General features: G+C 73.2%; 1 protein-coding gene. It reads right to left on the reverse strand.

Annotation, left to right across the window (positions count from 1 at the left end; all coding sequences use genetic code 11):
- Window position 1: 1 nt before the first annotated feature.
- On the reverse strand, window positions 2-15718 hold the full coding sequence (locus tag ACFY1T_RS25050) for an SDR family NAD(P)-dependent oxidoreductase (RefSeq protein ID WP_390790153.1): 15717 nt from the start codon (window positions 15716-15718) through the stop codon (window positions 2-4).
- Between the last annotated feature and the right edge of the window lie 54 nt (window positions 15719-15772).

Genomic DNA, 15772 nt, shown 5'->3' on the forward strand with positions numbered 1-15772 from the left:
CTCAAATCCCCGCTTCTCGTGTTGCGCCGTCGAGGTCGACTTCGTCCAGTGCCAGGCTGATCAGGCTCGCCGCGTCCATGTCGTCGATCGAACCCAGTGGGTCTTCGTCCGCCTCGCCGCCGGAACGCTCCGGGGCGTGGCCGCCGAGCTCGAGCAGGCCGTCGAGCATGCCGGCCTGGCGGAGCCGGCTGATCGGGATGGCTTGCAGGAGGCGGCGTATCTGCTCGTCCTCGGATTCCGCGCCCGTACCGCTCCCGGCCTGCGGGGCCAGTTCGGCCAGCAGGTGGTCGGCGAGCGCCTGGGCGTTGGGGTAGTCGAAGACGAGCGTGGCCGGGAGCCGCATCCCGGTCACCGCGCCGAGCTGGTTGCGGAACTCCACGGCGGTGAGGGAGTCGAAGCCGAGCTCCTTGAACGCCTTGTCCGGCTCGATCGCGTCCGGCCGGCCGTGGCCGAGGATCGCCGCGATCTCCGTACGGACCACGTCGAGGACGGCTGTCGCGCATTCCCTCGCGTCCAGCGCGGCGAGCCGCTGCTTGAGCGATGCGCCGTGCGCCCCGCTCGCGGCGGAGGTGCGCCGCGGACGGCCGCGGACCAGACCGCGCAGCATCGGCGGGAGCTGGTCGGCCGCCCCGGCCAGCATCTTGAGGTCGAACCGGATCGGCACGAGCAGGGCCTCGTCGGTGGCGCCGGCCCGGTCGAACAGGTCCATGCCCTGCTCGGCGGTGATCGCCTCGATGCCGGAGCGGTTCATCCGCTCCAGGCCCGCTTCGTCCAGCTCGGCGGCCATGCCGCCCGCGCCGCTCGCCCACAGGCCCCAGGCCAGGGACTGTGCCGCGAGCCCGTTGGCGCGCCGGTGGGCGGCGAGGGCGTCGAGGAAGGCGTTCGCGGCCGAGTAGTTGCCCTGTCCGGCGTTGCCGAGGACTCCCGCCGCCGACGAGAAGAGGACGAAGGCGGTCAGTTCGCGGTCGGCCGTCAGCTCGTGCAGGTGCAGAGCCGCGTCGACCTTCGGGCGCAGGACGGTGTCCATGCGCTGGGGGGTCAGTGATTCGATGACGCCGTCGTCCAGGACGCCGGCGAGGTGGACGACCGCGGTGAACGGCTCCTCGGCGACCAGTGCCGCGACCGCTTCGCGGTCGGCCACATCGCAGGCCGCGAACGCGACCTGAGCACCCAGCTCGGCCAGTTCGGCGCGCAGCTGCGCCGCGCCCGGGGCCTGGTCTCCGCGCCGGCTCACCAGCAGCAGGTCACGGACACCGTGGCCGGTGACCAGGTGCCGGGCGACCAGGCCGCCGAGCATCCCGGACGCGCCGGACAGCAGCACACGGGCGTCCGGTGCGTCGAAGCGGGAAGCGGGCTCCTGCTCCACGGCCGGCACCGGGGCCAGTCGGGCGGCGTACAAGGCGCCTTCGCGTACGACGATCTGCGTCTCGCCCGTGGCGAGCACCGCCGGGAGCACGCCGTGGTCGTCGGTGTCGGCGAGCACGAACCGGCCCGGGTTGCCCGTCTGGGCGGCGCGGACGAGGCCCCAGACGGCCGCCCCCGCGAGATCGGCGACGTCCTCCCCGGGCAACCCCACCGCACCATGAGTGACCACAACCAGCGTCGACGCCGCGAAACGCTCCTCGGACAGCCAGGACTGCAAAACCCCCAGCACCCGATGCGTCGCACCGCGCACCTCATCCACACCACTGCCACCCGCAACCCGCAACACCACGGCCTCGGGCACCACAACACCCGCATCCGCCGCAACAGTCTCCCAGTCGGGCCAGGCGGCGGCTGCGGCTTCGGCGGCCGCCACCTTCGTCCAGTCGACCTTGTAGAGGGAGGGGTGGACGGCCGTCTGACCGGCCGACAGCTGTTCGGCGGAGACGGGCCGGGAGGTGAGCGCCTCGACGGAGGCCACCGGTGCTCCCGTCCCGTCGGCGAGTACGAGCGCGATGGAGTTCTCGGCGGTGGGGGTCACCTTGACCCGTACCGTCGTCGCCCCGGTGGCGTGGAGTCGGACCCCGGCCCACGAGAAGGGCAGGACGGTCTCGTCCTCGCTCGCGGAGTCGCCGGCGACGATCGCCGCGTGCAGGCACGCGTCGAGCAGGGCCGGGTGCAGGCCGAACCGGACTGCCTCGGCGTGCGCCTGCTCGGGGAGGGAGACCTCGGCGAACAGGGCGTCACCGGACTGCCAGGCGGCCCGCAGGCCCTGGAACACCGGGCCGTAGCCGTATCCGTAGCCGCGCAGCACCTCGTAGGCGTCGTCCACGCCGAGCGGCGTGGTGTCCTCGGGCGGCCACACGGAGAGGTCGAAGCCGGGCGCGTTGTCGCCGGGGGCCACCCGGCCCTCGGCGTGCGGGGTCCACGGCAGTTCGCTGTCGCCCTCGGGACGCGAGTGGACGGTGACCGTCCGCGCGCCCGTCTCGTCGGGTGCTCCCACGACGACCTGTACGTGGACCGCGCCGTGCTGCGGCAGCACCAGCGGGGCCTGGAGCGTCAGCTCGTCGAGGACCTCGCAGCCGACCTCGTCACCGGCGCGCAGGGCGAGCTCCACGAAGCCGGTGCCGGGGAAGAGGACGGTCTCGCCGACGATGTGGTCGGCCAGCCAGGGCAGGCTGGAGACGGAGAGCCGGCCGGTCAGGACGGCTCCGTTGTCGTCGGGCAGCACGACCACGGCGCTGAGCAGCGGGTGCTCGGCGTCGCCCAGGCCGGCGGCCGAGACGTCGCCGACCGAGGAGGACAGGGCGTCCATCCAGTACCGCTCGTGCTGGAAGGCGTAGGTCGGCAGCTCGATCCGGCGGACCGGGACGCCGGCGAACAGTGCCGTCCAGTCGACGGTGGCGCCGTGGGCGTGCAGGGCGCCGAGGGCGGTCAGCACGGAGGCCGGCTCGGGACGGTTCTTGCGGACCGTCGCGATCAGGGCCGCGCCCTCGTCCTCGACGGAGTCCTGAGCCATGCCGGTCAGCACACCGTCGGGACCCAGCTCGACGAAGCGCGTGACGCCCTCGCCTTCGAGGTAGCGGATGCCGTCGGCGAAACGCACCGCCTCGCGGACGTGGCGCACCCAGTACTCGGGCGTGCCCAACTCGTCGGCCAGGAGGCCGGTGACGTTGGAGACCACCGGGATGGCCGGGGCGTTGTAGGCCAGGCCCTCGGCGACCGTGCGGAACTCGTCGAGCATCGGCTCCATGAGGGCCGAGTGGAAGGCGTGGGAGACCGTGAGCCGCTTGGTCTTGCGGCCCAAGCCCTCGATCACCGACGCGACGCTCAGAACCGCGTCCTCAGTGCCCGAGAGCACCAGCGCGGAAGGCCCGTTGATCGCGGCGATGTCGACGCCCTCGACCAGCAGCGGCAGCACCTCCTCCTCGGTGGCCTGGACGGCCACCATGGCACCGCCCTCGGGCAGCGCGTTCATCAGCCGGCCACGAGCAGCCACCAGCTTGGCCGCATCGGCCAGCGACAGGACACCGGAAACGTGCGCGGCAGCCAGCTCACCGATGGAGTGACCCGCCAGGAAGTCCGGACGGACACCCCAGGACTCGTAGAGGCGGTAGAGGGCCACCTCGACCGCGAACAGACCGGTCTGCGTGTAGACGGTCCGGCTCAGCAGACCCGCGTCCTCACCCCAGACCACATCCTTCAGCGGGATCTCCAGGTGCCCGTCCAGCTCAGCGACCACCGCATCGAACGCTGCGGCGAAGGCCGGGAAGGCCCCGTACAGCTCACGGCCCATACCCGGACGCTGCGCACCCTGACCCGTGAACAGGAAGGCGGTACGTCCCTTGACGCGGCCCGAACCACGCACGGCCCCGGCCGCGCTACGGCCCTCGGCCAGCGCCGACAGACCCGCGAGCAGCTCCTCGCGGTCCGCACCCACCACCACCGCACGGTGGTCGAACGCCACCCGCGAGGTGGCCGCCGAGAACGCCAGGTCCACGACGGAGAGTTCCGGCCGCTCCTGCGCGAACGACAGCAGCCGCCGCGCCTGCGCCGTCAGCGCCTCCGGGCTCTTGCCCGACAGCACCACCGGCACGGCGGGCAGAGAGACGTCCGCGTCCGTTTCGGCCGCCGGCTGCTCGGCCGGGGGCTGCTCGATGATCACGTGCGCGTTGGTGCCGCTGATCCCGAAGGAGGACACGCCGGCCCGGCGCGGACGGCCCGTCTCGGGCCACTCGCGGGCCTCGGTCAGCAGCTGGACGTTGCCCTCGCTCCAGTCCACCTGGGGGCTGGGCTCGTCCACGTGCAGGGTCTTCGGGAGCACGCCGTGGCGGATCGCCTCGACCATCTTGATGATGCCCGCGACGCCGGCCGCGGCCTGCGTGTGGCCGATGTTGGACTTGAGCGAGCCCAGCCACAGCGGCCGGTCCTCCGGCCGGTCCTGGCCGTACGTCGCCAGCAGCGCCTGCGCCTCGATCGGGTCGCCCAGCTTCGTACCCGTGCCGTGCGCCTCCACGACATCGACATCGGCCGAAGCCAGACCCGCGTTGGCCAGCGCCTGCCGGATCACCCGGCGCTGCGAAGGACCGTTCGGGGCGGAGAAGCCGTTGGAAGCGCCGTCCTGGTTGATGGACGTGCCCCGGACGACCGCGAGCACGGGGTGCCCGTTCTTGCGAGCGTCGGACAGCCGCTCCAGGAGCAGCACACCGGCGCCCTCGCCCCAGCCGGTGCCGTCGGCGGCTCCGGCGAAGGACTTGCAGCGCCCGTCGGCGGACAGGCCGCGCTGCCGCGAGAACTCCACGATCATGCCCGGCGTCGCCATGACGGCCACACCTCCCGCGACGGCGAGGGAGCACTCGCCCGAGCGCAGCGACTGCACGGCCAGGTGCAGGGCCACCAGGGACGAGGAGCAGGCCGTGTCGACCGACACCGAGGGACCCTCGAGGCCGAAGACGTACGACGTGCGGCCCGAGACGAGGCTGCCGCCGCTGGCCATCGCCGCTTCGACGCCCAGTCCGTAGTCGTGGTACATCAGACCGGCGAACACACCGGTCGAGGTGCCCTTCAGCGATGCCGGGTCGATGCCGGCCCGCTCGAACGCCTCCCAGGTGGACTCGAGCAGCAGGCGCTGCTGCGGATCCATCAGGAGCGCTTCGTTCGGGCTGATGCCGAAGAAGGCCGGGTCGAAGTCGCCCGCGTCGTGCAGGAAGGAGCCCTGTCGGGTGTACGACTTGTTGGGGACGCCGGGCTCCGGGTCGTAGACGCCCTCGTCCCAGCCGCGGTCGGTCGGGAAGCCCGTGACCGCGTCGACGCCGCCCGCGACGAGCTGCCACAGCTCCTCCGGCGAGGACACCTCGCCGGGGTAGCGGCAGCTCATCGACACGATGACGATCGGGTCGTCGCCGTCCGTCGCCCGGGTGGCGACGACCGGTGCCGCATCCGCGTCCGTGCCGGAGAACGCCGCGAGGACGTGGTCGGCCACGGCCCGTGCGCTCGGGTAGTCGAAGATCAGCGTCGCGGGCAGGCGCAGCCCGGTGACCTGGTTGAGCTGGTTGCGCAGTTCCACCGCCGCCAGCGAGTCGAAGCCGAGCTCCTGGAAGGCGCGCTCCGGCTCCACCGCGTCCGCGGAGGCGTGCCCGAGGACGCCGGCGACCTGGGTCCGTACGAGGTCCAGGACGGCGGTGTCCCGCGCGGCCGCGTCGAGTCCGGCGAGCCGTCGGCCGAGCCCCGCTCCGTCGCCGCCGGCCCCACCGCGCGCCGCCTTGCGCACGGGCATGCGGACCAGGCCGCGCAGCAGCGCGGGGATCTCGTCCCCGCGGCTGCGGATGACGGCGGCGTCGATGCGCAGGGGGATGGTGACGGCCTCGTCTCCGGTGAGGGAGGCGTCGAACATCGCGAGGGCCTCGGCCGCCGGGAGGGCGGGCATGCCCAGCGACTTCATGCGCTGCTCGGCCTCGTCGAGGTGCGTGGTCAGGCCGGTGTTGACGCCCCACAGGCCGAACGCCATGGAGGTGGCGGGCAGGCCCTGGGACCGGCGGTGCCACGCGAGCGCGTCGAGGAAGACGTTCGCGGCCGAGTAGCTGGCCTGTCCGGCGGCGAGGACCATGCCGCCGGCGGAAGAGAACATCACGAAGGCGGCCAGGGGCTGGTCCTTCGTCAGTTCGTGCAGGTGCCAGGCGGCGTCGGCCTTCGGGCGCAGTACGGTTTCCAGGCGCTCGGGGGTGAGCCCGTCCACGAGCCCGTTGTCCATCACGCCGGCCACGTGCACGACCGCGGTGAGCGGGTGTGCGGCCGGGATCGCGGCGAGGGCGGCGGCGACCGCGTCGCGGTCGGCGGCGTCGACGGCCGCGAGGGTCACCTCGGCGCCCAGTCCGCCGAGTTCGGCGGCCAGTTCGGCCGCGCCGGGGGCGTCGGCCCCGCGGCGGCTCGTGAGCACCAGGTGGCGGATGCCGTGTTCGGTGACGAGGTGGCGGGCCACGATCGCGCCGAGGCCGCCGGTGCCGCCGGTGACGAGGACGGTGCCCTCGGGGTCGAGCGGGGTTGCCCGGCCGTCCGCGGGGACCGCGAGGCGGGTCAGCCGCGGAACGAGGACCTCGCCGGCCCGTACGGCCAGTTCGGGCTCGCCCGAGGCCAGGGCCGCGGTCAGGGCCCGCGCGGACTCCTCGGTGCCGTCGAGGTCGGCGAGGACGAAACGGCCCGGGTTCTCCTGCTGCGCGGAGCGCACCAGGCCCCAGACGGGTGTCTGGCCGAGGTCGACGTCGGCGCCCTCGGAGCTGGCGACGGCGCCGCGGGTGACGACGGCGAGCTTCGCCGCGGACCAGCGGTCGTCGGACAGCCAGCGCTGGACGGCGTCCAGGACGGCGTGGGTCTGGGTCCGTACGTCGGTCAGCGGAGCGCCCGTCGTCGGGGCGCACTCCAGCACCACGATGTCGGGGACGGGGTCGCCTTCGCCGAGCCGGTCCCATGCGGGCCACGGTCCGGCCGCCGTGTCGGCGGAGACGGACAGGGGGCTCCAGCCGATGCGGAAGAGCGGCTCGTCGGATCCGCCGGAGGCGGCCTTGATCTGCTCGCCGGACACCGGCCGGCCCACGAGGGAGCGGACGGAGAGCACCGGGCTGCCCGTCGCGTCGGCCACGGACAGGACGATGTTGTCGAAGGTCGGCCGGGTGATGCGCACGCGCAGGGCGGTGGCTCCCGCGGCGTGCAGGGAGACGCCGTTCCAGGAGAAGGGCAGGATCGTTTCGTCTCCGCCCGGCCCCTCGACGTTGATCAGCGAGCCGTGCATGGCCGCGTCGAGGAGGGCCGGGTGCAGGCCGAACCGTCCGGCCTCCTCGTGGGAGCGCTCGGGGAGCGTGATCTCCGCGTACACCTCGCCCTCGCGCCGCCAGGCGGCCTTCATGCCCTGGAACACCGGGCCGTAGCCGTAACCGCGGCCGAGCAGCAGCTCGTAGGCGTCGGAGACGTCCACTGCTTCCGCGCCCGCCGGGGGCCACTGGGTGAAATCGAAGTCCGGCGCCGGGGCGCCGCTCGCCAGGACGCCGTCGGCGTGGAGGGTCCAGGGGAGGTCGCCGTCGCTCTCGGCGCGCGAGTAGATCCGCACGGAGCGCCGGCCGGTGGCGTCGGCGGCGTCCACGACGAGCTGGAGGGCAACGCCACCCTGCTCGGGCAGGACCAGCGGGGCCTGGAGGGTGAGCTCCTCGACCAGGTCGCAGCCGACCTCGTCACCGGCGCGGATCGCGAGTTCGACGAAGCCGGTTCCCGGCAGGAGCACGCTCCCGAGGACGTCGTGGTCGGCGATCCACTGGTGGGTGCCGAGGGCGAGACGGCCCGTGAGGACGACGGTGTCCGCGTCCGGGGAGGTGATCACGGCGCCGAGCATCGGGTGTTCGGCGGAGTGGAGACCGGCGGAGGCGACACCGCCCAGCTCGCCGCCGATCCAGGAGTCGGCGAGGTACTCGCGCGTGTCCATCCAGAACCGCTGGCGCTGGAAGGCGTAGGTCGGCAGCTCGATCCGGCGGACCGGGACGCCGGCGAACAGTGCCGTCCAGTCGACGGTGGCGCCGTGGGCGTGCAGGGCGCCGAGGGCGGTCAGCACGGAGGCCGGCTCGGGACGGTTCTTGCGGACCGTCGCGATCAGGGCCGCGCCCTCGTCCTCGACGGAATCCTGGGCCATGCCGGTCAGCACACCGTCGGGACCCAGCTCGACGAAGCGCGTGACGCCCTCGCCTTCGAGGTAGCGGATGCCGTCGGCGAAGCGGACCGCCTCGCGGACGTGGCGCACCCAGTACTCGGGCGTGCCCAGCTCGTTCGCGATCTCACCCGTGACGTTGGAGACGACCGGGATGGCGGCCGTGCCGTACGTGAGGGTCTGCGCGACCGCGCGGAACTCCTCGAGCATCGGCTCCATCAGAGCCGAGTGGAAGGCGTGCGAAACGGTCAGGCGCTTGGTCTTGCGGCCCAGGCCCTCGATCACCGACGCGACGCTCAGAACCGCGTCCTCAGTGCCCGAGAGCACCAGCGCGGAGGGCCCGTTGATCGCGGCGATGTCGACACCGTCGACCAGCAGCGGCAGCACCTCCTCCTCGGTGGCCTGGACGGCCACCATGGCGCCACCCTCGGGCAGCGCGTTCATCAGCCGCCCACGAGCAGCCACCAACTTGGCCGCATCGGCCAGCGACAGCACACCGGAAACGTGCGCGGCAGCCAGCTCACCGATCGAGTGACCCGCCAGGAAGTCCGGGCGCACACCCCAGGACTCGTAGAGGCGGTAAAGAGCCACCTCGACCGCGAACAGACCGGTCTGCGTGTAGACCGTCCGGTTCAGCAGACCCGCGTCCCCACCCCAGACCACATCCTTCAGCGGGATCTCCAGGTGCCCGTCCAACTCAGCGACCACCGCATCGAACGCTGCGGCAAAAGCCGGGAAGGCCCCGTACAGCTCACGGCCCATACCCGGACGCTGCGCACCCTGACCCGTGAACAGGAAGGCGGTACGTCCCTTGACGCGGCCCGCACCACGCACGGCCCCGGCCGCGCTACGGCCCTCGGCCAGCGCCGACAGACCCGCGACCAGCTCCTCGCGGTCCGCACCCACCACCACCGCACGGTGGTCGAACGCCACCCGCGAGGTGGCCGCCGAGAACGCCAGGTCCGCCAGTCGCAGCTCCGGGTGCTCCTCGAGGTGGCCGAGCAGGCGCTGCGCCTGACCGGCGACGGCCTCCGGGCTCTTGCCCGAGACGACGACCGGGAGGGCGGGCAGGAGCGCCGCACCGTCCGTATCGGCGGCCGGCCGCTCGGCCGGGGCCTGCTCGATGATCACGTGCGCGTTGGTGCCGCTGATCCCGAAGGAGGACACGCCGGCCCGGCGCGGACGGCCGTTCTCGGCCCATTCACGGGCCTCGGTCAGCAGCTCGATGTTGCCCTCGCTCCAGTCCACCTGGGGCGTCGGGGCGTCGACGTGCAGCGTCTTCGGCATGACGCCGTGCTGCATGGCCATGACCATCTTGATGATCCCGGCCGCACCCGCGGCCGCCTGCGCGTGGCCGATGTTGGACTTCAGGGAGCCCAGCCACAGCGGCCGGTCCTCGGGCCGGTCCTGGCCGTACGTCGCCAGCAGCGCCTGGGCCTCGATCGGGTCGCCGAGCGTGGTGCCCGTGCCGTGCGCCTCGACGACGTCGACATCGGCCGAGGCCAGACCCGCGTTGGCCAGCGCCTGCCGGATCACCCGGCGCTGCGAAGGACCGTTCGGGGCGGTCAGGCCGTTGGAGGCGCCGTCCTGGTTGATCGCGCTGCCGCGGATGACGGCGAGCACCGGGTGCCCGTTCTTGCGCGCGTCGGACAGCCGCTCCAGGAGCAGCATGCCGACGCCCTCGCCCCAGCCGGTGCCGTCGGTGGCGGCGGCGAAGGACTTGCAGCGCCCGTCCTTGGAGAGGCCCTTCTGGCGGGAGAACTCGACGAACACCTCGGGGGTGGCCATGACGGCCACACCGCCGGCGAGCGCGAGGGAGCACTCTCCCGAGCGCAGCGACTGGGCGGCCAGGTGCAGGGTGACGAGCGAGGAGGAGCAGGCCGTGTCGACGGTGACCGACGGCCCTTCCAGCCCCAGGACGTACGAGACGCGGCCGGAGGCGATGGCGCCCGTGCTGCTGTTGTAGGCGTAGTCGTGGTACATCATGCCGGCGAAGACGCCGGTGGAGCTGGCGCGCAGGGCGGTCGGGTCGATGCCCGCCCGCTCGAGGGCCTCCCACGCGGACTCCAGCAGCAGGTACTGCTGCGGGTCCATGACCTGGGCCTCGTTCGGGCTGATGCCGAAGAAGGCCGGGTCGAACTCGCCGGCGTCGTGCAGGAAGCCGCCCTGGCGGGTGTACGTGGTGTTGGGGCGCTCGCCGTTCGGGTCGTAGATCCGGTCGAGGTCCCAGCCGCGGTTCGACGGGAACTCCGTGACGGCGTCGGTGCCGGTGGCGACGAGCCGCCACAGGTCCTCGGGCGAGGCCACACCGCCGGGGTATCGGCAGCTCATCGACACGATGGCGATCGGGTCGTCGTCGTGTGCGGCGGAGGTGGAGACGACCGCGGCGGCCTGCTCGCCCGCGCCGGAGAGCTCGGCGGCGAGGAAGCCGGCAAGCACCACGGGGGTGGGGTAGTCGAAGACCAGCGTGGCGGGCAGGCGGATGCCGACCGCTTCGCTGAGGGAGGTGCGGAACTCGACCGCGGAGAGCGAGTCGAAGCCCAGCTCGCTGAAGGCGCGGGTGGGCTCGACGGAGTCGGCTCCGGCGTGGCCGAGCGTCAGGGCGGCCTGCGTCCGTACGACGTCCAGGAGGTGCTGCTCGCGCTCCTCGTCGGTCAGACCGGCGAGCTTCTGGTGGAGGCCCGCGGCGGCGGCCGAGCCGCCCGCGGCCGCGGCGCCCCTGCGGGGACGGCCGCGGACCAGGCCGCGCAGGGCCGGGGGCAGCGCCTCGGCGCCCGCCTTGGCGAGGGCCTTGAGGTCGAGGCGGATCGGCAGCAGGGTCGCGGTGTCGATGGTGCCCGCGCGGTCGAACAGGTCCATGCCCTGCTCGGCGGTGAGGGGGCTGATGCCCGTACGGGCCATCCGCTCCAGGTCGGTGTCGCTGAGCTCGCCCGCCATGCCGCTCGGGTCGCCCCACAGGCCCCAGGCCAGGGACTGACCGGGCAGGCCGTTGGCGCGGCGGTGGGCGGCGAGGGCGTCGAGGAAGGCGTTCGCGGCGGCGTAGTTGCCCTGGCCGGGAGCGCCGAGGACGCCGGACGCGGAGGAGAAGAGGACGAAGGCGGTCAGTTCGCGGTCGGCCGTCAGCTCGTGCAGGTGCAGTGCGGCGTCGACCTTCGGGCGCAGGACGGTGTCCATGCGCTGGGGGGTCAGTGATTCGATGACGCCGTCGTCCAGGACGCCGGCGAGGTGGACGACCGCGGTGAACGGCTCCTCGGCGACCAGTGCCGCGACCGCTTCGCGGTCGGCCACGTCGCAGGCCGCGAACGCAACCTGTGCACCCAGCTCGGCCAGTTCGGCGCGCAGCTGCGCCGCGCCCGGGGCCTGGTCTCCGCGCCGGCTCACCAGCAGCAGGTCACGGACACCGTGGCCGGTGACCAGGTGCCGGGCTACCAGGCCGCCGATCATCCCGGACGCGCCGGTGACCAGGACGCGGCCGTCGGCGTCGAAGCGGCCGGTGACCGGCTCATCGGCCACGGGGACGCGGCCGAGGCGGGCGATGTGGACCGAGCCGCCCCGGACCACGGCCTGGGGCTCGCCGGTGGCGAGCACGCCTGCGAGGGCGGCCGTGTCCTCGAGGCCGTCGAGGTCGGCGACGACGACGCGTCCCGGCTGTTCGGCCTGGGCGGCGCGGACGAGGCCCCAGACGGCCGCCCCCGCGAGATCGGCGACGTCCTCCCCGGGCAACCCCACCGCACCATGAGTGACCACAACCAGCGTCGACGCCGCGAAACGCTCCTCGGACAGCCAGGACTGCAAAACCCCCAGCACCCGATGCGTCGCACCGCGCACCTCATCCACACCACTGCCACCCGCAACCCGCAACACCACGGCCTCGGGCACCACAACACCCGCATCCGCCGCAACGGTCTCCCAGTCGGCGCTCGACACGACGGCGCCGATCGGCGCCGCGGGGGCGGCTGCCCAGTCGAGGCGGAACAGCGACTCGTGGAAGGTGCTGCGGGCCGCGGCCAGCTGCTCGGTGGAGATCGGGCGCAGGGTGAGGGAGTCGGCGGTCAGGACCGGGCGGCCCGCCGCGTCCTGCACGGAGAGGGTGACTGCTCCGGAGCCCTTGGGGGACAGCCGGACGCGGACGCTCGCGGCGCCGGAGGCGTGGAGTTCGACTCCGGACCACGAGAAGGGCAGGACGGCCTGGTCGGTGAACAGGTCGGTGTACGAGGCGGCGTGCAGGCACGCGTCCAGCACGGCCGGGTGCAGGCCGAAGCGGCCGGCGGCGGCGGCCTCGGCCGCGGGCAGGGCCACCTCGGCGTACACGTCGTTGCCCGAAGTCCAGGCGGCGGTGATGCCCTGGAACACCGGCCCGTACTGGAGGCCCGCCTGGGCGAGCTCCGGGTACAGCCGGTCGGTGTCCACCGGGGTCGCGGAGGCGGGCGGCCAGGTGGTGTCGGTGGCGGCGGTGGCCGCGGTGGTGCGCGTACCGAGCACGCCTTCGGCGTGGAGGGTCCAGGGCAGGTCGCTCTCGCCCTCGGCGCGCGAGTGGACGGAGACGGTCCGGCAGCCGGAGTCGTCGGCGGCGCCGACGGCGACCTGCACCTGGACGCCGCCGTGCTCGGGGAGGACCAGCGGGGCCTGGAGGGTGAGTTCCTCGACGATGTCGCAGCCGACGTGGTCGCCGGCGCGGATGGCGAGCTCCACGAAGCCGGTGCCGGGGAAGAGGACGGTCTCGCCGACGACGTGGTCGGCCAGCCACGCCTGGGTGGCGGTGGAGAGGCGGCCGGTCAGGACGGCGCCGTCGGAGTCCGCGAGGGTCACGGCCGCGCCGAGCAGCGGGTGTTCGGCGGCGTCCAGGCCTGCGGCGGCGACGTCGCCTGCGCCGGGCGCGGCGTCGATCCAGAACCGCTGGTGCTGGAAGGCGTAGGTCGGCAGGGCGACGCGCTGGGCGCCGGTGCCGGCGAAGTACGCGGACCAGTCGACGGGGCCGCCGTGGGCGTGGAGTTGGCCGAGCGCGCTCAGGAGGGCTTCCGGCTCGGGGCGGTTCTTGCGGACCGCGGCGATCAGGACGGCATGCTCGGCGGTGTCGCGAGCCATGCCGGTCAGCACGCCGTCGGGGCCGAGCTCGACGAAGCGGGTGACGCCCTCGCCGGTGAGGGTGCGGATGCCGTCGGCGAAGCGCACGGCCTCGCGGACGTGGCGCACCCAGTACTCGGGCGTGCCCAGCGCATCGGCGATCTCACCCGTGACGTTGGAGACCACCGGGATCTCGGCGGTGCCGTAGGTGAGGGTCTGCGCGACCGCGCGGAACTCCTCGAGCATCGGCTCCATCAGAGCCGAGTGGAAGGCGTGCGAGACCGTCAGGCGCTTGGTCTTGCGGCCCAGGCCCTCGATCACCGACGCGACGCTCAGAACCGCGTCCTCGGTGCCCGAGAGCACCAGCGCGGAAGGCCCGTTGATCGCGGCGATGTCGACACCGTCGACCAGCAGCGGCAGCACCTCGTCTTCAGTCGCCTGGACGGCCACCATGGCACCGCCCTCGGGCAGCGCGTTCATCAGCCGGCCACGAGCAGCCACCAGCTTCGCCGCATCGGCCAGCGACAGCACACCGGAAACGTGCGCGGCAGCCAGCTCACCGATCGAATGACCCGCCAGGAAGTCCGGGCGCACACCCCACGACTCCAGCAGCCGGAACAGCGCCACCTCGACCGCGAACAGACCGGTCTGCGTGTACGCGGTCCGGTTCAGCAGACCCGCGTCCTCACCCCAGACCACATCCTTCAGCGGGATCTCCAGGTGCGCGTCCAGCTCCGCGGCCACCGCATCGAACGCGGACGCGAAGGCCGGGAAGACCTCGTACAGCTCACGGCCCATGCCCGGACGCTGCGCACCCTGACCCGTGAACAGGAAGGCGGTGAGACCGTCGGAGGCGAGGCCCTGGACCGTGCCCGGCGACTTCTGGCCGTCGGCGAGGGTGCGCAGGGCGGCCACGGCGGCGTCCCGGTCGGCCGCCTGGATCACCGCGCGGTGGTCGAGTGCCGACCGGCTGGTGGCCAGCGAGTAGGCCAGGTCGAGCGGTTCGGCGAGGGTGTCGCGCTCGGTGAGGTGGCTCACCAGCCGGGCGGCCTGGGCGCGCAGGGCGTCCGCGCTGCGTCCGGAGACCAGCCAGGGCAGCGGGACGGCGGTGCGCTGCGGGGCGGGCTCGGCGGCTTCGTCCGCGGCCGTCGCCTCGGCTTCGGGAGCCTGCTCCACGATGACGTGGGCGTTGGTGCCGCTGAGACCGAACGAGGAGACGCCGGCCCGGCGCGGATTGCCCGTCTCGGGCCAGGAGCGGGCCTCGGTCAGCAGCTTGACGTTGCCCGCGCTCCAGTCGACGTGCGTGGACGGCTCGTCGACGTGCAGGGTCTTGGGCAGGATGCCGTGCTGGATGGCCTGCACCATCTTGATGATGCCGCCGACGCCGGAAGCCGCCTGGGCGTGGCCGATGTTGGACTTCAGGGAACCGAGCCACAGCGGCTTGTCCTGCGGGCGCCCCTTGCCGTAGGTCGCGAGCAGGGCCTGCGCCTCGATCGGGTCGCCGAGCGTGGTGCCGGTGCCGTGGCCCTCGACGGCGTCGACCTGGGCGGGGGTGAGGCCCGCCGAGGCCAGGGCCTGGCGGATGACCCGCTGCTGCGCGGGGCCGTTGGGGGCGGTCAGGCCGTTGGAGGCGCCGTCCTGGTTGATCGCGCTGCCGCGGATGACGGCGAGCACGGGGTGCCCGTTCTTGCGCGCGTCGGACAGCCGCTCCAGGAGCAGCACGCCGGCGCCCTCGGACCAGCCGGTGCCGTCCGCCGACTCGGCGAAGGCCTTGCAGCGGCCGTTGGTGGCCAGGCCCTTCTGACGGCTGAACGCGATGAAGGCCGAGGGGGTCGCCATGACCATGACGCCACCGGCGAGGGCCATCGAGCACTCGCCCTTGCGCAGGGCCTGCGCCGCGAGGTGCAGGGCCACGAGCGAGGAGGAGCAGGCGGTGTCGACGGTGAGCGCGGGACCTTCGAGGCCGAGGGTGTAGGACACGCGGCCGGAGATCACGGCGCCCGAGTTGGCCGTGGTCATGTAGGCCTCGGCGATCTCGGGCACCGCGTCCAGGAGGTACTCGTACTCCTGGATGCCGGAGCCGGCGAACACGCCGACGTCGCGGCCGCGCAGGCTGTGCGGATCGATGCCGGCCCGCTCGACGGCCTCCCAGCACACCTCGAGCATCAGGCGCTGCTGCGGGTCGGTCGCCAGTGCCTCCTTCGGGCTGATCCCGAAGAAGTCCGCGTCGAAGTCGCCGACGCCGTTGACGAACCCGCCTTGGTGGACGTAGCTGGAGCCGGTCTGGCCCGGGTCGTCGCCGCGCAGGGCCTCAAGGTTCCACCCACGGTCGGTGGGCAGTTCCGTGATGGCGTCACCGCCGTCGGAGACGAGCTGCCACAGCTCCTCGGGGGTGTCGACCCCTCCGGGGTAGCGGCAGCTCATCGCCACGATCGCGATGGGTTCCTGCTCCTCGTTCTCGACCTCCTGGAGCCGGCGGCGGGTCTGGTGCAGGTCCGCCGTGACCCTCTTGAGGTATTCCAGGAGCTTCTCTTCGTTTTGCATGTGAATCCCACGCGTCCCTTGGTCCGAATGCCGTGTGCGCGCCAGCCGGGCAGG

The sequence above is a fragment of the Streptomyces sp. NPDC001194 genome (assembly GCF_042896985.1).
Lineage (GTDB): Bacteria > Actinomycetota > Actinomycetes > Streptomycetales > Streptomycetaceae > Streptomyces.